Source organism: Candidatus Doudnabacteria bacterium (assembly GCA_037200925.1).
In the GTDB taxonomy this organism is placed as follows: domain Bacteria; phylum Patescibacteriota; class Doudnabacteria; order UBA920; family O2-02-FULL-48-8; genus JBDTSL01.
Genome location: JBBCGO010000001.1, coordinates 719,693 through 743,796 on the forward strand (window position 1 = coordinate 719,693; position 24,104 = coordinate 743,796).

Sequence of the window (24,104 nt, forward strand, 5' to 3'; positions counted from 1 at the left end):
AATATGAGCCAAAATAAAATCAAAATTTTAGCGCTCAAAGTCACCATAAGTATTTTAATACTTGGTTTTGTCGCACCTGATATTTTTCCGATCCAGGCTTATTTTATTCCTATTGCACAGGCTGCAACGGGTGTGCCGAAGGCATTTAGCTATCAAGGCCGTTTAACCGATTCAACCGGCGCACTGCTGGGGGGAGCGGGAACTAACTATACTTTTAAATTTTCCATTTGGGACAGTGCCACGCCTCCCGGTGGGACACGGTTGTGGCCAGCAAGCCCGCCCGGTTCTGTAACGCTTAATGTTACCCAAGGAGTGTTCAACGTAAATATTGGAGATACGGCGCATGGTTATCCGGATGCGCTGACATTTGATTTCAATTCCACCGATACGGCATATCTGCAAGTCGAAGTTTTAAATCCTGCTACCTCCACGTACGAAACTTTATCACCGCGGCAATTGATCGCATCTTCGGGCTATGCGATCAATGCCGGGACAGCTACTGCCTTGCAGACAGCTCGGAATATAAACGGCGTACCTTTCAATGGCACAGCGGATATTACTATCCCTTCCAATACAGACGCCGGAGCTTTAACCGGTACGACCCTGGCCGCTAATATAGTTAATTCATCTTTAACTTTGGTGGGACACCTGGTTTCAGGCACGCTCATCGGCACTCAGACTTTTACCAACAACAATATTTCTGACAGCGGAGGACTCACAATCGACTCGGGTGGCGCTTTGAATTTAGGCACATCTACTTCGACCAGTGTTTCGATTGGCAAAACAGGAACCGTCACCACGATTAATGGTTCTCTGACGATCCCGAACTACATTGACTTCACTAACTTAACCGCACCTGCCTACAAGGAGGGCCGATTATTCTACGATCCTGTCAGCAAGTCTTTATCTTTCTACAACGATCTCAGTGGGCTTAGTTTGCATATTGGTCAAACACTCTGGACACGTGTAAAAAATGTAACAGGTGCAACAATTCCCAAAGGTTCATCCGTATATTTTAGCGGTGTTGACGCATTTGGTTTTCCAACAGTTGCTAAAGCCCAGGCAAACAGTCCCGTAACTACCCAATCAGCAGGAGTTACAACCCAGGATATTCCGAACGGAGCTTATGGTTATGCCACCGGCGTCGGTTTGGTTGAGAACCTTGATACCTCAGCATTCACCGCGGGTGACCGGCTTTTTCTGTCGCCTACAACACCCGGCGGGTTTGTAACAACCCAGCCTGCTGCTCCGTTTTTTTCAATGCCTATTGGACGGGTCATAAAATCTGATGCTGTCTCAGGTAGTATTGAAGTTGTCGCTACTCCATTCACCATCGGTGCATTTACCTCCGGTTCAATGATATTTGCAAGCCCATTAGGTTTGACGGCCCAGGATAATGCCAATCTGTTCTGGGACAATGCAACAAAGCGCTTGGGCATCGGTGACAATACGCCTGCGGCAACTCTGACCATCGGCAACGGCACAGCCGGCAGCGGTCTGTTTGAAGTGTTCGGGGCCAACGGCAATGTCACGACGCAAGGCGATATTACTTTGGCAAACGGAGGAGGCAGCATCACCGCAACAGGCGGCGGTCTGACATTAGTTGGCGGAGCGGCTTCCAATCTTTCAACTACGGCTGGCAATATTACGTTGCAGCCTGCAGGCGCCGGAACGACTGCAAATGTACAAATTGGAGCAGGTGGGGCTGGATCAGCAACGCCAGATCTTCTGGTCGTGGATGCGAAATCATCGGCGGGTGATCCGGCCGGTACCAATGGCGCGATCTACTACAATATTGCTAATAACAGATTCCGTTGTTTTGAAAATAATGCGTGGAAAGATTGCGATTCCGTCACTGCCGCAACTTTGCAGGTCGCTTATAATAATAGCGGAGCGATTACGACTTCCGGATCCCATGATATTGCTTTCACGCTCACGTCCGGGAATTTCATCGCTTCCGGGGCTGGCTCAGTAAATCTTACTCCGACCGCTGCTTCATCTTTTACTTCCGGAGGCGCGTTAACTCTGACTGGGGGAGCGGCATCCGCATTATCTACCACTTCCGGTGATCTTACTTTGCAAGCCGGTTCAGGTACGGTTTCCCTGGGTAGCTCGACTAATTTGACCGCAGCAACCGGCTTAACTATCTCAACAGGATTCGGCAATATAATATTGCATCCGGCAGGAGCCGGAACAACGGCCACTGTCCAGATCGGTTCCGGCGGAGCCGGCTCTACCGCTCCTGATCTGTTTGGCGTTGACACAAAGTCAGATGCCGGAGATCCGGCAGGATTTAATGGAGCGATGTATTACAATACCAATTCCAACAGTTTCCGCTGTTATGAAAACGGGGCATGGAAAAATTGCGATACGACAGGCGGAACTACAACATTACAATCGGCTTACAGCGCCGGCGCAACTATCACGACCGGAAGCTCAACTGATATTGTATTTACGCTCGCTTCCGGAAACTTCGATGTTTCAGGGGCCGGCTCGGTAAATCTTACACCCACAGGTAACTCCAGCTTTACTTCTGACGCAAATTTAACACTCACTTCCGGTACGGCAACTACATGGGGCACAACTGCCGGAGATCTGACTTTGCAAGTTAACGGCGTCGGGACTACAGGCAGTGTTCATATTGGAGCTGGAGCTCCCGGTTCCAACGGCCCTGATCTGTTCGGCCTTGATGTGAAATCAACAGCCGGCGATCCGGCCGGGTATAATGGAGCGATGTATTACAACGGCTCATCAAACGTTTTCCGTTGTTTTGAAAATGGAGCATGGAAAGATTGCGGTGCGACGGGAAGCGGAGGAGGATTGTCACTGCAGCAAACGTACATAAATGGTCCAACTATTACTACGACCGCGTCAACTGATCTGGCTTTGATCCTTGCTTCCGGTGATTTCACAGCCTCGGGAGCCGGTTCGGTAAATCTTAACCCGACAGGTGCTTCCAGTTTTACTTCCGGCGGAGCATTAACGCTTACCGGCGGAGCGGCATCTGTTTTCGGAACGAGTGCCGGAGATCTGACTTTGCAAGCTGCCGGAAATGGAACTACGGCAAATGTTCATATTGGCGCAGGAGGTGTCGGGTCCGCCACGCCGGATCTGCTTGCTTTGGATGTGAAATCTACAAGCGGAGACCCGACCGGTGTCAACGGGTCAATGTACTACAATGCGAGTACAAACAGGTTCAGATGTTATGAAAATAACGCTTGGAAAGATTGTGATATCAGCGGTACTGATACTTTGCAAACTGTTTATAATAATGGCGCAACTATTGTTACAGCCGGTTCCGTTCCAATCACGTTTAATCTTGCGTCGGGAAATTTTAATGTCTCCGGCGCAGGGTCTGTAAATCTGACCCCAACCGGAGCGTTAACGCTCACCGGAGGCGCTGCGTCAACATTCTCAACAAGTTCCGGCGCGCTCACAATCGACTCAGCAGCTACTTTGAATTTAGGCACCACTAATGCCACCGGAGTCTCCATCGGTAAAACAGGAACTGTCGCCACTGTGAACGGTTCGCTTACGATACCAAATTACATTGATTTTACGAACACGGTAAAGCCGCCGTATTCTGAAGGCCGAGTTTTTTATGACACAACTGACAAGACTCTTGCATATTATAATGATGCCTCTAACAGTACGCTGAACATCGGTCAGGAAGAATGGATCCGTGTTAAGAACATTACCGGCACCGATATTGCCGATGGCAAAGTAGTATATATTAGCGGTTCCTCAGGAGGCATACCGACAGTTGCGTTGGCCAGGGCTGATAGTCCAACTACTTCTCAGGCGGCCGGCATCACAACTAATGCGATTCCCAACGGCAGCATCAGTTATATTACTAATTTTGGATTAATTCATAAGGAGAATACCGCGTCGTTCAGTGCGGGAGACCAAATATTCCTTTCAGCCACATCTGCGGGTGATTACACGGCCACCAGGCCCTCTTCCCCGAATCTTACGGTAAAACTTGGTTATATCGCAGTGTCAGATTCAACTTTAGGCATTGTTCTGGCAAATATCGCGCCAGCGCCGTTTCAATCTGGAATTTTAGGTACCGGCAGTATCCCGTTTGCCAATTCCAGCGGCCTGTTGATTTCAAATAACAACAATTTATTTTGGGACCAGGTAAATAACCGTCTCGGTATCGGTGACAATACGCCCGCAGCAACTCTGACCATCGGCAATGGCACACCCGGCAGCGCCTTGTTTGAAGTTTTTGGGTCAACTGGAAATATAACGACGAAAGGGGATATTAATTTGGCTGCCGGCGGTACTATTACAGGTACCGGTCCTTTGGCCATTACTGCAACTGGAGCAAATGCTCTAACTTTAGATACAGGAACTACGGGTACAATCAATATCGGTACCGGGATTTCTGGCAAAACTATAAATATTGGCACAGACAACACCGCTGCTGATACGATTGTCATCGGTTCTTCTCTGGATACTCTTAAACTGGGAAAGTTCAATACGGCTAACGCCATTATCTATACTGCGAATGGAACTACCGATGGCACTCTGGCCTCAATAGCCAACGGTACGACAGGGCAATGTTTGGTAGCCACCACAGGGCTTGCCCCTGCTTGGGGAACGTGTCCTGCAGATGCAAGTGCTCTTACAGGAACCACTCTTGCAGCCAGTGTAGTTAATTCTTCCTTAACATCAGTTGGAACGTTAACAGGCCTGACCGTCACTGCTCCCATCATAGGTTCTATCACTGGTTCCTCCGGTTCTACTACCGGCAATGCTGCAACTGCCACCACTCTCGAAACTGCCAGACTCATCAACGGAGTATCATTCAACGGTTCTGCTGACATCACGGTAGCTGCCGATGCCGGCACTCTGACCGGAAACACTCTTGCTGCGAATGTGGTTAATTCATCTTTAACTTCAGTCGGACCCTTAACAGGTCTTACTGTCATTGCTCCTATTGCCGGCAGCGTCACCGGTTCAGCCGCCACTGTTACAGATGCTGCACAACCGGCTATTACTTCCGTCGGAACGTTAACAGGTCTTACGGTAACAGCGCCGATAGTTGGAAGTGTGACAGGAAGTTCCGGTTCTACCACAGGCAATGCTGCTACTGCTACAAAGTTGGAAACGCCTCGTCTCATCAACGGAGTTGCTTTTGACGGCTCAGCAGATATTACGATCACTGCCGTTGCTGCAGCAGGAACTCTGACAGGTACAACCCTTGCAGCCAATGTGGTTAATTCTTCCTTAACATCTGTAGGAACATTGGCAGGATTGACTGTCACAGCTCCGATAGTAGGAAGTGTTACTGGTTCCTCCGGTTCTACCACAGGCAATGCGGCTACAGCTACCACTCTTGCAACCCCAAGACTAATCAACGGGGTATCCTTCAATGGTTCTGCCGACATCACAGTTACAGCAGCAGCAGGAACTCTGACAGGAACAACCCTGGCAGCAGGAGTCACAGCTTCATCTCTAACATCTGTAGGAACATTGGCAGGCTTGACTGTCACAGCTCCGATAGTAGGAAGTATCACAGGCAATGCGGCAACAGCAACCACTGCTACTTCTGCCACCAACCTTGCCGGAGGCTTGGGAGGCCAGATCCCTTACCAATCAGCTGCAGGAACAACAGCATTCTTAGCCAATGGTACTGCAGGACAAGTTCTTCAAAGCAACGGCACAACCCTGGCTCCTACTTGGGTTGCAGCTGCTACCGGAACACTGACCGGATTATCGGTTGTATCAGCAAATGGTTTTGCCGGATCTTCCAGCGGCGGCACCACCCCTGCTATTACTATCTCAACCACGATCACAGGATTACTAAAGGGGAATGGAACAGCCATATCTGCTGCCACAGCAGGCACTGATTATTCCCTGGGAACCTCTGCTTTAGCCACCGGTATCTTAAAGAGCACCACCACTACAGGGGCATTAAGTATTGCAGTGCCGGCGGACTTCCCGGTATTGAACCAGAACACTACTGGCTCTGCCGCAACATTAACAACCCCCCGCCTAATCAACGGGGTATCCTTCAATGGTTCTGCTGACATCACAGTTACAGCAGCAGCAGGAACTCTGACAGGAACAACCCTGGCAGCAGGAGTCACAGCTTCATCTCTAACATCTGTAGGAACATTGGCAGGCTTGACTGTCACAGCTCCGATAGTAGGAAGTATCACAGGCAATGCGGCAACAGCAACCACTGCTACTTCTGCCACTAACCTTGCCGGAGGATTAGGAGGCCAGATCCCTTACCAATCAGCTGCAGGAACAACAGCATTCTTAGCCAATGGTACTGCAGGACAAGTTCTTCAAAGCAACGGCACAACATTAGCTCCGACTTGGGTAGTTCCAAGTTCAATAGCAGCAGCAGGAACTCTGACAGGAACCACTCTTGCAGCCAATGTGGTTAATTCATCCTTAACATCTGTAGGAACATTGGCAGGCCTTACTGTCACAGCTCCGATAGTAGGAAGTATCACAGGTTCCTCCGGTTCTACCACAGGCAATGCTGCTACAGCTACCACTCTTGCAACCCCCCGCCTAATCAACGGGGTATCATTCAACGGTTCTGCCGACATCACAGTTACAGCAGCAGCAGGAACTCTGACAGGAACAACCCTGGCAGCAGGAGTCACAGCTTCATCTCTAACATCTGTAGGAACATTGGCAGGATTGACTGTCACAGCTCCGATAGTAGGAAGTATTACGGGGAATGCCGGGAGTGCGACCAAGCTAGCAACACCTCGCCTCATCAACGGAGTTGCTTTTGACGGCACTGCCGATATTACAATCACCGCAGCTGCGGCAGCTGGTACTCTGACCGGCACTACTCTGGCTGCCAATGTGGTCAACTCGTCCTTAACCTCAGTAGGAGCTTTGGTTTCCGGAACACAGATCGCTTCTCAAACGTTTACCACCAACAACATTGCAGACTCAGGAGCCTTGACCATAACTTCAGGGGGAGCTGGCAATTTGGCGCTCAACTCTGCTTCAGGCATAGTGACTTCCAACGGCACAACCGTAACATTGGGAGGCTCAGCCACCATCAACGGAGGCAATGCCGCTGCCGGCACCTTAACCTTAGTCTCCACTACCAATGGCACTAAGGGTGATATTCAATTTTTCTCATCCGCTAACAAGATTACTTCAGCCGGCGCTCTGACCATTGCCGGACCAATAGTTGCTTCCAACTTCACCGGCACATTGACCGGCACCAACACCGGAGACCAGACCATAACCTTAACCGGAGATGTCACCGGATCAGGCACCGGTACATTTGCCGCTACGATTGCCCCGAATGCTGTGACGACAGGTAAGATCCTTGACGGTACAATTTTAAATGCTGATCTTGCTAATTCAACAATAGGATTGCTTATTGGTACATCTGGAACAGATGTAGGCGTAACGGGTTCTCCCGCATCACTTGGGGGCAGCCTTACCCTCAATATTCCAAACGCCTCCGCAACCAACCGTGGAGTGCTTACCGCAGCCGACTGGGCAGCGTTTAATTCTAAACAGGCAGCTTTTGGATATACGCCGGAAGATGTTGCTAATAAATCATCAAATGTCAATCTTGGCACTTCCAATATTTTATATCCAACTCAAAATGCGGTAAAAACTTATGTTGACAATCTTACCACTGGCCTCATTTGGCAAAACCCGATAGAAAATGCCGGCGTTATTGCCGATACGGCAACTCCGGTCGGATCTCCAGTGAGCGGTGATTCTTACATAATTAATACCGGCGGCAATACCGGCGTTTGGGCGGGTTTCAGTGCCGGGGACCTGGTCCAGTACCAAGGGACTACATGGGTAAAGGTCAAAAGTCTTGTGGTCGGAGACCGCTTTGGCGTGAGTTTCTTGTCTCCGACAGTTCCATCCGGAGCCATGACAGGAAAAAGTGACAACCTGGTACAAGTCAGCGGCGGAACTCCCGGCGCATTTACGTATACCTTTATCGCCCCAGTAAACAACTATGCAGTGTTTGATCAAAATCCAAACAGTATGAATTACGGAGTGTCCTTCACTTATACCTCATCACTCGGAGAATGGGTTGCGCTTTCCGCAAATACCAGATTATCGGCAGGCAACGGTCTGCAAACGGTCGGAACTACCGTAAGTTTAGGAGCCTTGACTGCGGACTGGAACCAGACAGGTGTGTTCAATATCAACACCGCAGGCAATGTCAATGTTAACGGCGGAACCCTTGGCACAACAGCATTAACCGGGAATCTTTTTAATACTACAGCGACAACTTTAAATATTGGCGGAGCTGCGACGAATATTGTCTTGGGAGCCGCAGGCGCAACCCTTACAGGGGGCGGAGCGCTTACTATCAGTTCAGCTCCAACGACTGCTTTAACTCTTGATTCCGGCACCACCGGAACCGTTAACCTTGCCACAGGCAATAATGGCAAGACCGTCAACATCGGCACCGGTACTTCCGGAGATATTATTAACATCGGTACGAATAATACAACTGCCGACACCATCTCTATCGGCTCTGCTCTTGATTCACTTAGTATCTCGTCGGCTCACTTTACAGCCACCTCAGCCGGAGCGTTGACCATTTCCGGAGCTTTGTCTGCCTCCAACTTCTCCGGCAGTTCATCCGGCACAAACACCGGAGACCAGACTTCTGTTTCCGGCAATGCCGGTACGGCAACAGCCCTTCAAACACCTCGAGCTATTAATGGAGTAAATTTTGATGGAACTGCTCCGATTACCATCACGGCCGCTGCCGGAACCTTAACCGGGACCGTCCTGGCTGCCAATGTAGTTAACTCTTCTCTAACATCAGTAGGAACCTTAGCAGGCTTAACTGTCACAGCTCCGATAGTAGGAAGTATCACAGGCAATGCGGCTACTGCTACCACTGCTACTTCTGCCACTAACCTTGCCGGAGGATTAGGAGGACAGATCCCTTACCAATCAGCTGCAGGAACAACAGCATTCTTAGCCAATGGTACTGCAGGACAAGTTCTTCAAAGCAACGGCACAACCCTGGCTCCTACTTGGGTTGCAGCTGCTACCGGAACACTGACCGGATTATCGGTTGTATCAGCAAATGGTTTTGCCGGATCTTCCAGCGGCGGCACCACCCCTGCTATTACTATCTCAACCACGATCACAGGATTACTAAAGGGGAATGGAACAGCCATATCTGCTGCCACAGCAGGCACTGATTATTCCCTGGGAACCTCTGCTTTAGCCACCGGTATCTTAAAGAGCACCACCACTACAGGGGCATTAAGTATTGCAGTGCCGGCGGACTTCCCGGTATTGAACCAGAACACTACTGGCTCTGCCGCAACATTAACAACCCCCCGCCTAATCAACGGGGTATCCTTCAATGGTTCTGCTGACATCACAGTTACAGCAGCAGCAGGAACTCTGACAGGAACAACCCTGGCAGCAGGAGTCACAGCTTCATCTCTAACATCTGTAGGAACATTGGCAGGCTTGACTGTCACAGCTCCGATAGTAGGAAGTATCACAGGCAATGCGGCAACAGCAACCACTGCTACTTCTGCCACTAACCTTGCCGGAGGATTAGGAGGCCAGATCCCTTACCAATCAGCTGCAGGAACAACAGCATTCTTAGCCAATGGTACTGCAGGACAAGTTCTTCAAAGCAACGGCACAACATTAGCTCCGACTTGGGTAGTTCCAAGTTCAATAGCAGCAGCAGGAACTCTGACAGGAACCACTCTTGCAGCCAATGTGGTTAATTCATCCTTAACATCTGTAGGAACATTGGCAGGCCTTACTGTCACAGCTCCGATAGTAGGAAGTATCACAGGTTCCTCCGGTTCTACCACAGGCAATGCTGCTACAGCTACCACTCTTGCAACCCCCCGCCTAATCAACGGGGTATCATTCAACGGTTCTGCCGACATCACAGTTACAGCAGCAGCAGGAACTCTGACAGGAACAACCCTGGCAGCAGGAGTCACAGCTTCATCTCTAACATCTGTAGGAACATTGGCAGGATTGACTGTCACAGCTCCGATAGTAGGAAGTATTACGGGGAATGCCGGGAGTGCTACTACTGCTACCAACGCTACTAATACCGGAATAACAGATGATACTACTACCAATGCATCGGTATATCCGACCTGGGTAACTGCTAATACAGGAAACCTGCCTCAAAAAGTTTCTTCAACCAAACTTTTCTTCAACCCTTCTACCGGGTTATTAACTTCTACAGGATTTGCAGGGCCTCTAACAGGAAATGTAACCGGTAATGTTACTGGTTCCTCCGGTTCTACCACAGGCAATGCTGCTACAGCTACCACTCTTGCCACCCCCCGCCTAATCAACGGGGTATCCTTCAATGGTTCTGCTGACATCACAGTTACAGCAGCAGCAGGAACTCTGACAGGAACAACCCTGGCAGCAGGAGTCACAGCTTCATCTCTAACATCTGTAGGAACATTGGCAGGCTTGACTGTCACAGCTCCGATAGTAGGAAGTATCACAGGCAATGCGGCAACAGCAACCACTGCTACTTCTGCCACTAACCTTGCCGGAGGATTAGGAGGCCAGATCCCTTACCAATCAGCTGCAGGAACAACAGCATTCTTAGCCAATGGTACTGCAGGACAAGTTCTTCAAAGCAACGGCACAACATTAGCTCCGACTTGGGTAGTTCCAAGTTCAATAGCAGCAGCAGGAACTCTGACAGGAACCACTCTTGCAGCCAATGTGGTTAATTCATCCTTAACATCTGTAGGAACATTGGCAGGCCTTACTGTCACAGCTCCGATAGTAGGAAGTATCACAGGTTCCTCCGGTTCTACCACAGGCAATGCTGCTACAGCCACTGCTTTGCAGACACCACGAGCTATTAATGGAGTAAACTTCGATGGCACTGCTCCGATTACTATCACAGCGGCAGCAGGCACATTAACAGGAGCTACATTAGCAGCCAATGTACTTGCCTCGTCCTTAACATCCGTAGGAACACTTACGAGTCTTTCTACTTCCGGCCAGATCACATCAAGTCTTGCGACAGGAACTGCACCATTTATCGTCGCCTCCACTACAAATGTTGCCAATCTAAATGCTTCTTCTTTGAACGGCGCAACCTTTGCCGCTCCAGGAGCCATCGGAAGCGGAACAGCCAGCACCGGGGCTTTCACCGGACTTACTCTAGCTGGTCTTGCCGGCAACAACGCCGTGCTCTATGCCACAACCGGCACTGGAGTTGTAGCAACAGCTCCTACTTCTACCGCAGGCTTATGTTTAACCTCCGGAGCTGGGGCGGGATTTGTTCCTGTTTGGGCCGCTTGCGGCGGAGCAACTCCTACATTACAAACAGTTTATGCCGCGGCTTCCGGCAACACCATTACTACTACTGATGCCAGAAACATTGCTTTCACTTTTGCTGATACCGCTACTGACCAATCCTTGACCTTAACTCAGCAGGGAACTGCTCCTTCCTTGATCGTGGATGATACCAATGCCGGCACCAACACTGCCATAGACATCAGATCAGGCGGAGCGACCAAGCTGACTATTAATGAGCTGGGAACTATCTCTACTTCGGGAAACATTACAGTCAGCGGCACCGGCACCATTACCTCCGCAGGATTAGTTACAGCATCAGCCGGCCTAACTGTTACGACCGGAGATCTGGCTATCACCGGCGGCAACTTATCCTTGGGCGGCACACAAAGGATCTCCAATGCCGGAGTGGGAGCGTTCATCACCGGCACAACAATCGGCTCCATGACTTTTACTACAAACAACATCGCAGACTCAGGAGCATTAACTATCAAATCGGCCGGCACTAATCCTTTAACCTTAGACTCGGGTACTACCGGAACAATTAATATTGGCACGGGTACTGCAGGCAAAACCATCAACATTGGGACAGACAATACAACTGCCGACACGATTGTCATTGGTTCTCCTTTAGATACCATAAGACTTGGCAAGTTTTCAGCAGTGAACGGAGTATTGTATGTGGACAATGCCAATGGCAATGTCTCTGAAACTGCCGCTTCAACAGGTATTCAATGTTTGCAAACTTCCGGCGTCGGCACAGCTCCGATCTGGGGAGCTTGCGGTGGCGGCGGGACTCTGCAAGCAGCTTACAACTCAGGAAATACAATTCTGACCACAGCTGCCAGCAACGTTACTATTACGGATATTGCCGGGACTCAACTCGCGGTGAATATGAATGGTGGAGTTGCTCCGACAGTTGATATGGTTAACATTTCAAATGCCACTGGCGTCACGACTGCGGGTGTCAGCGGTTTGCAGATCACTTATCTGGGAGGCGCGGCAGCGGTGGAAGCTTCCGGGGAACGAATTGATATTACTGGAGGTACTACGGCGGGCGGCATTTGGAATGGATTGAGACTGACACAGGGAACGGTTACGCCCGGTATAACGGTCCAGGATCTTAAATTGGAAACAGCGACACTGACTCAATCTACAGCTGCAACAACGAATATTAACGGCTTGAATTTGGGTGTAGCCGGAGCTTTAGTTCAACAGACTTTGGCTGGTGCAATCAACTGGGACGGCTTAAATATTACTACTCCCGCTTTAACAGAGACAACGGGAACCGTGATTGCTAATGGCTTGAATATAACTCCTGGTTCAGCCGGGGTGGGAGCCGAGCTGAACGGTATTAATATAGGCAACTCTGCCGGGGGCGCATCTACCCAGGAATCAGCAATTAAAGTAGGTACCGGTTGGGACAATATTCTCAGCAGCCCTAATGCATCGATAACGGGAGCAGGCGCCATGACAGTCACTTCTTGTACCGGTTGCGGAACCTTGATCGGAGTACAGACGTTCGTCAACGGCAACGTTACATACACAAAAACAGCAGGAACAACCAATGCGATCATTGAACTCTGGGGTGGCGGCGGCGCTGGCGGCAGCTGTACAGCCGTAGCCGGATGCGCAGCTGGCGGCGGAGGCTCCGGCGGTTACGCGCGATATTACTTTACTGGTATGGGGGCCGGACCTTTCACAATCGCTGTGGGTGCTGGTGGAACTGCTGTCGCTGGAGCCACGGGTAATACCGGAGGCATAACCACATTCAACACAGGCGTAACCACAATAACTGCAAACGGCGGCTTGGGTGGAACAACGGCGGCAGGCACTGCAGTTATTAAATATGTGGCAGGTGGAGCAGGAGGCGGTATTTCCACAAACGGCACAGTGAACCTTGCCGGCGCTCCGGGAGGCTCAGGCATGACCAGTACTGTTGTCACAACAGAATCATCAGGATTTGGTGGGTCAACATCTCTTGGCGGCGGCGGTGTAGCAGTTACAAATAATATTGGCGCAACAGCGCTAGCCGGTATTGCGGCAATTGCAAATACAGGGTCCGGCGGTTCGGGCGCAGCAACAGGCACAACAACATTGGCAACAGGAGGGGCGGGAGCCGGGGGCAGAATCATTATCTATGAGTTCAGATAAAAATGACGGAGAGAAAAACCAAATTAATATTAATAGCAGTTATTTCTGCAGGAATATTCGGAGTCGGATTTTATTTTCTTGCGTTGCCTCATCTCAATTTGAATAAAACGGCAACTACTGTAACCAAGTTGTTTGGCTCAGTATTTCCGACGCCTAAATTCCCTTCAACCGGAACGATAGAAACGCCGGTTGAAGGAACTCCCACCGCAGTAACACCTGATGTAAACACTCCGGCTGCAGGAACATCTGCCGGTACGACACCAGCTATTGTAATACCACTTGCAACTAGACAAGCATTTGCGAGACCGATCACCGATACGACACCACAATTGCTCGGCAAGACAATATTTAGAAAGAAAGACCAGGCGACGATACCGGTTCATCCTCGTTTCAAGAACGGTAATACAAATATTGCTTTTTATGCATTGTGTCCGACCGTGGCTTGTCCTGCCGTCGGTACCACGGCTTCACCCAAGTATAATTTTTTTGCAGAAGATACAACTACCGGTGATCAACCGTTTTCAAATTATTGGACTCCTGACCCTTCTTTTCATAAAATTGTAGTAGTAGAATATGTTAATGATAATCACCAATTTACGTGTTCGGATCTTAGCTTAGATCAGTGTATTGCCAATCGACATTTCATCAGTCAAACTTCTATACAACTTGTAGATGACAATGCGATAACTTTTCATATAATTACGCTCGTTGAGAACGGGACCGACGGTACGGCCGTTCCTTCTGACTTTATGGTTCACGTCAAGAATGCCGGTGCGGATGTTGCAGCAAGTCCTGCATCCGGAACGGCAGTATTACCGGGAACTTTATATACACTTTCTGCCGGCACCTATGCTGTCAGTGAGGATGCAAATGCTCTTTACACCCAAAGCTTCAGCGGGGATTGTGATTTGACCGGCGGCATTACTCTGGTGGCAGGGGATGACAAGACATGTACCATCACCAACACTTTCGGTCCGCCGGTGACAACAACGGCCACCCTGCACGTCATTAAACAGGTTAATAACAGTAGCGGCGGCACGGCAGTTGCTTCCGACTTTAATATTCACGTCAAGAATGCCGGAGCGGATGTCGCAGGAAGCCCGACAGTCGGAACAGCTGCGCCGGGATCTTTATATTCACTCGCTGTCGGCATATACAACGTCAGCGAAGATGCCAACACTTCTTATACGCCAAGCTTTAGCGGTAATTGTGATATAACCGGCAGCATTACTCTGGTGGCAGGGGATGACAAGACATGTACCATCACCAACAATCAAATATCTGCAAACACGACACCGGCTGCTCTTCATGTCATTAAGCTCGTAGTTAATGGAAGTGACGGCATCGCAACTTCTTCTGACTTTAATATCCACGTAAAGAATGCAGGTGGGGATGTTGTGGGAAGTCCTGCGGTCGGAGTTGCAGCACCCGGAACTTTGTATACACTTTCTGCAGGCGCGTATGCTGTCAGTGAGGATGCGAATGCCCTATACACGCAAAGCTTCAGCGGGGATTGTGATGCTGGTGGCAATGTGACGTTGCTGGCTGGCGACAATAAGACATGTACCATCACCAACACTCAAATTTCTTCAGTACCGATAGTACCGCCACCTGGGACGGGTACAGTTTTGGCAACACTTCATGTAATCAAACTCGTGGTTAATAGCAGCGACAGCACGGCGGTTGCATCCGACTTTAATATCCACGTAAAGAATGCCGATGTGGATGTGCCGGGGAGCCCGGCAGTCGGGGCTGCGACGCCCGGAACTTCTTATTCTCTCTCTCCCGGCACGGTTGTAATAAGCGAAGATGCCAACATCGCTTATGTACAAAGCTTTAGCGGGGATTGTGATTCGACCGGCAATATTACGCTGTCGGTTGGCGACGACAAGACATGTACGATTACCAACACCAATATTTCTGTTCCGGTACCTACCCCTATTCCCGAGCCCACCCCAACTCCAACTACCTCGCCAGACACCACAGCACCGGTCATCATACTTATTGGCGATCCAACGATTAATCTAAATGTCGGCGACACATATATAGAACAAGGTGCTACCGCAACAGATGATGTCGATAGCTCGGTTGCAGTTGTGGTCAGCGGGACTGTGGACACATCTACAGCCGGTACTTATATAATTCACTACAACGCCACAGACGCTGCCGACAACCCTGCGACCGAAGTTACCCGAACGATCAATGTAGCCGAATCAGTCCCAGCTTTACCCAGTACGGGATCGGGTCCTCTTATGCTAAGTAATTCATCAGGTATTATTATACTGAATGTGATCCTCGGGATAATTTTGGCTTCGCTTGTTTTCTTGTTTATAAGGAAACGCAGGGGTAGCCCGGTTGTTAAACAGGATCAGCAAATAGACAGCACCGCGATTAGTTCTGCCCCAACTGCACTCGTCGGGCGTAATAATCCCGAACAACCCACAGCGTCAGGGGATCATACAAGCACCGGCAATAATCAGATCGATAAGCCGCCGATCCAGACCCCCACCCCAGAGCCTACTCCGCTCCCAGCACCAAAAATAACTCCCGAACCTACACAGCCGGAAAACAATGATAAGGAAGTTTTGAAATAAGAACCGGGAACGGTTGACTTGCCATTTGAAATAATATTTGTTATCATTTGGGTACAAGAAATTAATATAAACGAAACAAATGCCAAATGAAATAGATACTCCACCAGCAGGTGGAAGCACTCCTACACCAACTCCGGCTCCGAGCGAGCCGATACCAGGCGGTGTTAATCGCTGGCGCTGGGCGAACTGGACAACCAAAGCCGTAATGACTTTGGCAGTCTTACTGCTTTTAGGAGCAGTTGGAACCGCAGGATTTTTTTATAAGCAGTTGACGGATATTAAGAAAGACCCAAACAAGGTGGCTGCTGATGAAACTAATGCCACTATCAGTGCAATTGGCAAATTGATAGTTTTGCCGACCGATGAACAGCCAACGCTGGCGACCGTAACCGATCCGAGCAAACTTGCGGATCAGCCGTTCTTTGCTTCCGCCAAAATGGGCGATAAGGTTTTGATCTACACCAATGCCAAGAAAGCCATCCTATACGATCCTGTCGCTAATAAGATCGTGGAAGTAGCGCCGATCAATATCGGCAATACTGCCGCGGCTCCAAGTGCCGTATCCGGCGCTTCAACTGACGCTTCAAAAACCTCCGCACCCGCAACCCAAACCCCAAAGAAATAAAAATAGAAGAAATAGCAAACAGTAAGAAATAAATAGAATAAAACCCAGGTATGAGCCAGGGTTTTATTTTGCTATACTTTGCTTAAGAAAATGAAACTGAAAGAAACAAATATTGTCGTCCTGTTTACTATAGGCGGACTGCTGATTTTATCCATAAATCTAGCACAAGCTACAGATTATTCTTCCGCCAATTTCACCGTGACCAATCCGGTAATTGATACAGGCAGTGCTTCGTCGTCATCCGCTAATTTTGGTCTGGGGCAATCTTCCTCCCAAACCGCCATCGGTAGATCTTCATCCGGCAGTTTTCAGGTCTGGAGCGGGTTTCAATATTTTTTCAAAGTCAATGCCAATACGTTAACCGCGACCGCGGGAGACGGCTTGATTGATTTGAGCTGGACCGTGCCGGCAACGTTTTTGGGGATCGCGGTTTCTTCATATGAAGTCGGTGTTGGGACCGTGTCCGGTTCCTATGTTTTTACCGACGTAGGCAATGTTACAAGTTTTTCCAAAACGGGCTTGGCCAACGGCACGCCGTATTTTTTCAAGATCAAAGCCAAATCAGCCGGCGGTTTGCTGTTGGTGTTTTCCAACGAAGCATCAGCCACACCCGTGGGAGCAACTTATCCGACTCCTTACGCTACTCCTTATCAAACGCCGGGTGGAGGTGGTGGGGGAGGAGGCGGAGGCGGGTCACCACCCCCTCCACCGTCCGGTACCGCGAGTATTGTCCTGAAAGGTTTGGCGTCACCCGGAGCTTCTGTATTTGTTTTGCGTGACGGGGCCGTGGCCGCCACGAGCACTGCTGATCCGGCAGCGGGATTCAGCATAACCATAAGCGGCCTTGGCACAGGCATTTATTCGTTTACTCTTTATGCGGAGGATGTAAAGGGAGTGCGGACCTCTACCACCAGTTTCATACAAGCGTTGACCAATGGCGTCAGCACTACGGTTGATAATATTTTTTTGGGCCCCAGCATCGGCACGGATAAAAGTGTTGTGAAGCTCGGCGATACTCTGAATATTTTCGGCTATACCGCGCCGACCTCGCAAGTTTCGGTATTCGTGAATTCTGCCCCGGTCATAACTAAGGTTACCGCGGCCCAAAGCGGCGCCTGGTTTCAGGCCTTCAATACAGCCGTACTCGACCAAGGTGCGCACACCACCCGTTCACAGTCAGCCAAGGACAATTTACTTTCGGTTTACAGCAATACCGTGGACTTTCAGGTAGGCGATACTTCCGTGCCAATCACTCCCGGCACCTGCGGCCGGTCAGACCTTAACTGCGACGGCAAGGTCAACTTGGTAGATTTTTCAATCTTGCTGTTCTTTTGGCAGCAGACCAACCCGTCAAATCCCAGAGCCGATATTAAGAAAGACGGCGTTGTCGATCTGACGGATTTTTCAATATTATTATTTGATTGGTCTGGCTGATATGAAGAAAAAAAATAAAAATCGAATTTGCGAGCGAAGCGAAGCAATCTATTCCATGTCTAAGATTGCTTCGTCGCTGCGCTCCTCGCAAATGCCTATTATGCTTGGCTTGGTTTTATTTATCTTGTTTTTTAGCGTCTGCTCTCGAGCTCACGCAGCCGTTCTCTTTTCCGGCGCTGCCAATCAGGACGTTTACGAAGGCCAGACGTTTGTAGTGGATTGGTATCTTGATTCCGAAGGCAAATCCATCAATTCCCTTGATCTGAAACTGAATTTTTCCAAGGATACGTTGGAAGTATCCAATGCCACCGCAGGCAACAGCCTGATCAGTCTTTGGATAAAAGATCCGACCGCTGACAATTCAAACGGCAATGTTGAACTGGTGGGCGGGATCACAAACGGCATTAACAGCAACAAAATTCCGGTTTTCAGGACAGTATTTCGGGCCAAAACCGCGGGGGCCGGATTTATTAATCTGGATCCCTCTTCAGTTGTTTTGTTGAATGACGGATCAGGAAGCAATGAACCGCTTAGATTTAAGAACGAAACGTTCGATGTCCTTCCTAAAGGTTTTATACCCATCCTAATCACCTCAACCAGCCATCCTGATCCCGATGCGTGGTACAAAAATCGTGACGTGGTGATCAAATTTACCCCCAAAACGGGCGAAGACTACAGTTACAGTTTCAGTTCAAACATAGATATTATTCCGGATGATAAAAAACAGGATGTGCCGGCGCAGATTTCGTACCCAAACATGCCGGACGGCATTTATTACTTTAAATTGAATTCCAAAGTAGGAGATGCTAATTGGAGCGAGGCGGCAGTGTTTCGGGTCCAGATCGATGCCACACCACCTGAACCTTTCAGTCCGGCCATCGCTTCAGATCCGACGATCTTCGGCGGAAATAAATTTGTAAGTTTTTCCACAGTGGACAAAATCTCGGGAATATCGTATTATAAAGTCCAAGTTGGTTTGTTCGGCCGATCCATTGAAACACAAAGTCCCTATAAATTGTCAAAACCTTTCGTCGGCGATTCGGTTCAGGTTGAAGCCGTAGATATAGCGGGGAACATGCGAGATGCCAGCATTGCGTTTCCCGGTTTTCTTTCAACAAAAGCATTTGAATGGATTTTAGTTTTGATAGGTCTTGCGGCAATTGCCCTGGGTTTTCGAAAACAAATCACAAAATTCATAACAAAAAGAAATGAAAATAACATCTCAACATAAATCCGGAATGACAATCCTCGGTTTTCTGGCGGTTTTTTTGTTTTTGCCCCAAATTTCTCACGCCGCAACCATATTCACCACTCCCTCCTCAGGAAGTTTTGGAGTAGGCTCTTCTTTTACAGTTTCCATAAAAACCAACACGCAGGGAGCTGCGGTCAACACTGCTGAAGCCACGATCTCTTATTCCACCGACACCCTGGACCTGGTCTCGGTCAAACAAGGTTCAACTTTTTTCCTCTCCGCACCCGGTTCGCCTGCCAAAGGAACAGGCACCGCTTATTTTGGCGGGGGAGTGCCCTCACCGGGTTACAATGGTAGCGGGGGCACTCTCGGTACCGCCACATTCCGCGCCAAGGCAGCGGGGGCAGCGACTGTCACTATCAGTTCCGGCAAGGTTTTATTGAATGACGGCAATGGCACTGATGCTTTTTCAGGCGGTTCAGGCGGCCGGTTTAATATTACGGCACCGGCGCCTTACGCAACCCCTTCAACATCACCGGCAGGCGCGTTAACCGTAACAGTGACATCCGGTACACATCCGGTGCAGGATAATTCGTACAGCAGCCGCGATGTTATTCTGAACTGGGATAGGCCGGCTGGTGTTTTTGGCTATAGTTTTGCGCTGGACCAAATTCCGGATACGATCCCTGACAATACATTAGATACGACGGTCACCACTACCAAGACATACACCGGTTTAGCGGACGGGACCTGGTATTTTCATATCAAGGCTCGTACGCAATCTTCTTCTGCCGGGTTTGGACCGACTACAAATTTTAAAATCCAAATTAATACCCAAAATCCAGCATCGCTGACTCCTCCGGCACCGATAGCGGCACCGGGTTCGGCAAGCGTCGGGTTTTTTCAGAGCACCGTGTCCGTTCCGGTCTATATTTTGTATTCACTGATTGTGCTGATCCTGATCTTGTCCGGATTTTTAATTTGGTTTATGGCTAAGAGCAGTAAGAAAAAGCGTTGATGAAAAAAATATTAATTGTTTTCGGAATCGTATTTGCTTTCGCGGTTTTGCCGCGGATGGTTTTGGCTGCAACTTTATATGCCAGCCCCTCCTCAGGAAGTTTTGGAGTAGGCTCTTCTTTTACAGTTTCCATAAAAACCAACACGCAGGGAGCTGCGGTCAACACTGCTGAAGCCACGATCTCTTATTCCACCGACACCCTGGACCTGGTCTCGGTCAAACAAGGTTCAACTTTTTTCCTCTCCGCACCCGGTTCGCCTGCCAAAGGAACAGGCACCGCTTATTTTGGCGGGGGATTACCGACTCCAGGATATAATGATACTGCCGGCGTACTCGGCACCATGACGTTCCGCGCCAAAGCTTCAGGCACGGGAATTGTTACGATCGATTCAGGAAAAGTTTTGTTGAATGACGGCAATGGCACCAATGCTTTTACTTCCAGCTCAGGCGGCCGATTTACGATAACAGCAGCATCGCTCCCAGCCGGCGCGGTCACAGTAACAAGCGTCACGGATCCGGTTTCTGATGATTGGTATAACCAACCCAATGCGACTTTCAGCTGGGATCGGCCGGCCGGCGTTTTTGGTTATAGTTTTGTGCTGGATCAAATTCCTGATACTGTCCCGGATGATATTTTAGACACGACTATCACAACTTCTAAATCATACACGGGTTTAACAGACGGAACTTGGTATTTCCATATTAAAGCGCGGGTGCAATCCGCATCTGCCGGGTTTGGCCGGACCACGGATTATAAAATTCAGGTTGATACGTCGTCGTCGCCGGCTTTTGAGGTGAAACTGCTCGGGGGAACTGATGCTAATCATGTGACCCAAACACCCACGATAATATTTGAGGCAATGGATGCAACATCCGGCATTGATCATTATGAAATAGTCCTTGATAACCGGACAATCGCAAATAAAGCTGACTCGCCATATACTTTTGATAAGATCGCAACCCCGGGCGCGCATTTAATCAAGGTTTTGGCTTTTGATAAAGCGGGTAACGAACAAACTGCCCAGCTGCCGATCCAGATCTCTGTGGCGGGCGGATTTTTGCAAAAAACCTGGACGCTCCCTGTATATCTTTTGCTGATCGTCAATCTGCTGATCCTGCTGATAATAACGCTGATCCTGTGGCTGATATTCAAGCGGAAGAAAAAGCGGACTGCTGTATCTGACGAGATCGCGGATATTCAAGCCGAGATCGATCACAGTTTGGAGCAACTGAAGCAGAGGATCAACAATAAGCTTTTGACTCTGACAGCGCGGTCAACCCAGGAAATATTTAATAAGGAAGAACAAGCGTCTAAAGATATTTCGGTCAGCGTGAACAAAACCCGCAAGAGCGTGGATAAGAAGATAGGCAAACTTTCCAGAAAAATTTCGAAACAAAAAGAAGACAAAATTTTAGAATAAAAAGAAAACGCGGATCCAGAGGATTCGCGTTTTGACTCCCGCCTTAGGGTTGATTTTCCAGCAGAGAGCGGACCTTGTCCAGGAACTGCTGCTCTGTGAAAGGCCATGTGATCTCCGGTATTCCGTTTCCTGCCAGAACCGGCGTAGTCACGAGGATTGTTTGGCCTGACAAAGATAAGTCTTTAACTACGATCCCGCCTCGATCGCCGATTTCATCGATGACGATCAGATCTTGCCGGCTGCAGAATCTTTTGAGCTCATCCGCGTCCCTCGCACGCATAACCTGATACTCGTCATGCAGCCAGGTATGAAAGCGGTCAAGCTTGGTCTTCCTGATGCCTGCGATGAGAACTTTTTTCATTTGCCGGCTCCGATCGAACGATCTCTTTCGCGGGGTTGGTTCGGGTTAACGACCACTACCTTGTATAGATAGTGACGGTGTTCATCGCCTTTGACAACACGTATTCTGTAAGCTGAGTTTGTGTGCTTCAAAGCTTCGGAGAGCCGATTGAAGGAGATCTTCTCATGGCTCCATCGGACGACACCGAGATATTGCAGTCTGGTTATGACCTCGTCGTAGCTGATGGGCTGATTGGAATTATCTTTGAAGACCTTTAAGTACGCTAAAAAGAGAGGTCTGAGATTGAGAGAGAGAATTGCAGCCCAGTCCGACTCGGTTAACCGGTCCGTCACAATTTTTTCATACGCCCTTTGAGCGGCCACTTGCTCCTCCTTCTGACTTTAGAATATATCAGATTTAAGCAAAAAGAAAACGCGGATTACGGGAATCCGCGTTTTGAGCAGGCTTACCTGAAAATTAGTTGGTGTGGACCTGCGATTTCGACTTTTCCTGCAAGTTCCAGCACACTTATTTTGAGATCTTTGCTCCTATCAGGCGCTTCTGTAGTGAGGCTGACAACGACTGTGTCGCCAACTTCAAACAGCATCCAAACTCCTGGCGTGTCTTTTTGAGACACGTAAACTTTCATGCGTCCTCCGTAGACTTTCGCTCGCCGCTAGTGTAGCATACCTAGCGCGTTTCGCAGTCCGAACTCAACGGGAAGAAACTTGATGACCATGTAACTCAAGAGAGCGTAGAAGAAAAAAAATGCTATGAATAACCCGATAAGTTTCCGGCGCGGGATCTCTTGCACTCGCTCTCCTTATCCGTGGGTATTTGCCGCCGGTTCTTTAGGTAGGACACTCTGAGACTCAACCAGTCGTACCCTTCGCCCGCAATATAGAGAGAGTACCCGATCAAGTACCCAAGGAGTTTCTTCATCTTATCCTCCTGCCAGGTCCATGTTATGGACATTTGAATATAGCAGGTTTGGCAAGTTTTGCCAATCCATAGAAATACTAATGAGTTTGCTACTGAGCAAAAAAAATCCTCCCAGCTCTGTTGCAGAACTAAGAGGAGTTTGATCACTTTTTTTTCTTCAAGTAATCGTTGTTCAAGTGCTTAGCTATCGCCTCCGCCATTGACTGGCGGTTGGCCGCGCCCCGGCCTTTGTTCACGGAGTAACTCCAGAGCACGATGCCGTCTTTACTGACCAGAGTGACCGAAGTGGAACCCGTATCTGCGATCCCGGCGCAATAGGCAAACAGACACCTTGCGATCTTGCCGGCTCCGCTTTCAGATTTGATTTCTACTTTCGTCGCCTTTAGCGTGTAGGTCGAGCCTTCTTCTTTGGTCGTCACCTGCACTGCGACTTCCTTTTTCAGCATGGCGGCGGCGATGTATGTATCAAAGCCGTCTTCCATGGGTTCGATGTAGAGCGTCGGCTTCGGTGCCTGAGCGAGCGCATTCGCCGTTACAGTCAGCACCATGAGCATCATCAGCAATCGTTTCATCGGTCCTTCTTCCTGTGGGTTATTCGTCCGGGATTGGAATTTCTTCGGTCCGGTCCTCTACGCCGAAGATAAGTTTCGGGTTCATCATCTCCTGTTTTGAAAGCTCGGCCGTGATCTTGCTGCCGCCGGATTCAAGCAGTTTTTCCGCCAATCTCAAATAGAGCACGTCTTTTTCTTCTTGACTGCGTGCAAACGGCTCGATAGCGGTGCTTATGTATGCATCAAAGAAATGAAGCATGTCCTCATCCAGCCGCGCGGTGAAGCCAGGTTGGGCGCTTGCTTCTTTCGCAGACAGGAGCGCTACGAGAAACGAAGCTAGCCCCATGATCCACGCATCCGGTTGGTTTGCTTCCAAAATATTGTCGAAGAGCTTTTCCAAAAGTTTTTGCCTCTGCATATCACGAACCTGCCAGGCGGGCGCTGTTCCTTCTGACATAAGTCCTCCAAATCTTTTGATTGGTAAGGTCAGAGTTTCAGGCGGGTTTGCGTCGGTTCCGGACGTTTGAATATATCAGTTTTTGTCCGCAAT

Annotated in this window: 12 protein-coding genes; 7 read left to right on the forward strand and 5 right to left on the reverse strand. The window is 49.3% G+C overall.

Translation table 11 applies throughout. The features are described 5' to 3' along the window. Nucleotides 1-3 precede the first annotated feature (3 nt). From WDN47_04210 to WDN47_04240, 7 genes are all read left to right on the forward strand, one after another. Nucleotides 4-13,437 (forward strand): hypothetical protein, encoded by a 13,434-nt coding sequence (locus WDN47_04210; protein MEJ0021750.1) that lies wholly within the window; start codon nt 4-6, stop codon nt 13,435-13,437. Between the two features lie 2 nt (nt 13,438-13,439). Continuing rightward, on the forward strand, nt 13,440-16,031 hold the full coding sequence (locus WDN47_04215; GenBank protein ID MEJ0021751.1) for an immunoglobulin-like domain-containing protein: 2,592 nt from the start codon (nt 13,440-13,442) through the stop codon (nt 16,029-16,031). Between the two features lie 79 nt (nt 16,032-16,110). Beyond that, nucleotides 16,111-16,656 (forward strand): hypothetical protein, encoded by a 546-nt coding sequence (locus WDN47_04220; protein ID MEJ0021752.1) that lies wholly within the window; start codon nt 16,111-16,113, stop codon nt 16,654-16,656. 90 nt (nt 16,657-16,746) lie between these two features. After that, on the forward strand, nt 16,747-18,090 hold the full coding sequence (locus WDN47_04225; protein ID MEJ0021753.1) for a dockerin type I domain-containing protein: 1,344 nt from the start codon (nt 16,747-16,749) through the stop codon (nt 18,088-18,090). Between the two features lie 55 nt (nt 18,091-18,145). After that, a complete protein-coding gene (locus WDN47_04230) occupies nt 18,146-19,321 on the forward strand; it encodes a hypothetical protein (GenBank protein MEJ0021754.1) in 1,176 nt (391 codons plus the stop codon). 7 nt (nt 19,322-19,328) lie between these two features. Beyond that, nucleotides 19,329-20,300 (forward strand): cohesin domain-containing protein, encoded by a 972-nt coding sequence (locus WDN47_04235; GenBank protein ID MEJ0021755.1) that lies wholly within the window; start codon nt 19,329-19,331, stop codon nt 20,298-20,300. Further along, complete coding sequence (locus WDN47_04240; protein ID MEJ0021756.1) at nt 20,300-21,721, forward strand: cohesin domain-containing protein; 1,422 nt, start codon at nt 20,300-20,302, stop codon at nt 21,719-21,721. Before WDN47_04235 ends, WDN47_04240 begins: the two co-directional genes overlap by 1 nt. A 43-nt stretch (nt 21,722-21,764) precedes the next feature. Here WDN47_04240 and WDN47_04245 read toward each other — a convergent pair whose 3' ends face one another. From WDN47_04245 to WDN47_04265, 5 genes are all read right to left on the reverse strand, one after another. After that, nucleotides 21,765-22,082: a hypothetical protein gene (locus WDN47_04245; protein MEJ0021757.1), complete on the reverse strand. Its 318-nt coding sequence runs from the start codon at nt 22,080-22,082 to the stop codon at nt 21,765-21,767. Then, nucleotides 22,079-22,444 (reverse strand): hypothetical protein, encoded by a 366-nt coding sequence (locus WDN47_04250; GenBank protein ID MEJ0021758.1) that lies wholly within the window; start codon nt 22,442-22,444, stop codon nt 22,079-22,081. The genes WDN47_04245 and WDN47_04250 overlap by 4 nt, the downstream gene beginning before the upstream one ends. Before the next feature lie 83 nt (nt 22,445-22,527). Beyond that, entirely contained in the window at nt 22,528-22,710 is a 183-nt protein-coding gene (locus tag WDN47_04255) for a hypothetical protein (protein ID MEJ0021759.1), read from the reverse strand. A gap of 436 nt (nt 22,711-23,146) precedes the next feature. Next, nucleotides 23,147-23,575, reverse strand: a complete 429-nt coding sequence (locus WDN47_04260; protein MEJ0021760.1) for a hypothetical protein — start codon at nt 23,573-23,575, stop codon at nt 23,147-23,149. 19 nt (nt 23,576-23,594) lie between these two features. Further along, nucleotides 23,595-24,011 carry a hypothetical protein gene (locus WDN47_04265; protein MEJ0021761.1) on the reverse strand — a complete coding sequence of 139 codons (417 nt, stop codon included), beginning with the start codon at nt 24,009-24,011 and terminating at the stop codon, nt 23,595-23,597. Nucleotides 24,012-24,104 lie beyond the last annotated feature (93 nt).

Coding starts and splice junctions, on each gene's coding strand:
- WDN47_04210 (MEJ0021750.1), top strand. CDS start 4: ATGAGCCAAAATAAAATCAAAATTTTAGCGCTCAAAGTCACCATAAGT.
- WDN47_04230 (MEJ0021754.1), top strand. CDS start 18,146: ATGTCTAAGATTGCTTCGTCGCTGCGCTCCTCGCAAATGCCTATTATG.
- WDN47_04255 (MEJ0021759.1), bottom strand. CDS start 22,710: ATGAAAGTTTACGTGTCTCAAAAAGACACGCCAGGAGTTTGGATGCTG.
- WDN47_04260 (MEJ0021760.1), bottom strand. CDS start 23,575: ATGAAACGATTGCTGATGATGCTCATGGTGCTGACTGTAACGGCGAAT.
- WDN47_04215 (MEJ0021751.1), top strand. CDS start 13,440: ATGACGGAGAGAAAAACCAAATTAATATTAATAGCAGTTATTTCTGCA.
- WDN47_04235 (MEJ0021755.1), top strand. CDS start 19,329: ATGACAATCCTCGGTTTTCTGGCGGTTTTTTTGTTTTTGCCCCAAATT.
- WDN47_04220 (MEJ0021752.1), top strand. CDS start 16,111: ATGCCAAATGAAATAGATACTCCACCAGCAGGTGGAAGCACTCCTACA.
- WDN47_04265 (MEJ0021761.1), bottom strand. CDS start 24,011: ATGTCAGAAGGAACAGCGCCCGCCTGGCAGGTTCGTGATATGCAGAGG.
- WDN47_04225 (MEJ0021753.1), top strand. CDS start 16,747: ATGAAACTGAAAGAAACAAATATTGTCGTCCTGTTTACTATAGGCGGA.
- WDN47_04245 (MEJ0021757.1), bottom strand. CDS start 22,082: ATGAAAAAAGTTCTCATCGCAGGCATCAGGAAGACCAAGCTTGACCGC.
- WDN47_04240 (MEJ0021756.1), top strand. CDS start 20,300: ATGAAAAAAATATTAATTGTTTTCGGAATCGTATTTGCTTTCGCGGTT.